Below are 392 nucleotides of genomic sequence, written 5' to 3'. Positions count from 1 at the left end.
ATCATGCCGGGACGGTATTCATATTTTCCCGGCTTCTGGACGTCACCGACAACGAAGATCGGAGCATATTCCTTGACCGCGACGGCAACGGAGCGGTTTGCCACATGGCTTGCCAGATCGCGGCTGATCCGCGCACCGATTTCGTTCACCGTCTGGTCGACCACGTTGACGTTGCCAAGAAGCGGATAACCGATCGTTCCATCTGCACTGACTGGGAAGAGGCCGGTCAGGCCCGGGTCGCCATAGACGGAGATCGTCAAGACGTCGCCGGTAGCGACCTTGTAGTTGGTGCCATCTGCAGCGGCCGGTAATTGGCAAACGGCCAGAGACAGAAAGGTGGTGCTGGCCATCATCAGGGAAAAGCCCTTGGACCTTGTCACGAAGCGCATGTT

The 392-nt window shown here is 57.9% G+C and carries 1 protein-coding gene; it reads right to left on the bottom strand.

Annotation, left to right across the window (positions count from 1 at the left end):
* On the bottom strand, positions 1-353 hold a 353-nt coding region (locus AB4Z23_RS28855), incomplete at its 3' end, for a polysaccharide biosynthesis/export family protein (protein ID WP_441361357.1).
* Between the last annotated feature and the right edge of the window lie 39 nt (positions 354-392).

It is taken from the genome of Agrobacterium sp. MCAB5 (assembly GCF_052114365.1).
Classification (GTDB): Bacteria; Pseudomonadota; Alphaproteobacteria; order Rhizobiales; family Rhizobiaceae; genus Agrobacterium; species Agrobacterium tumefaciens.
This window is presented reverse-complemented; position numbering and strand designations above follow the sequence as displayed.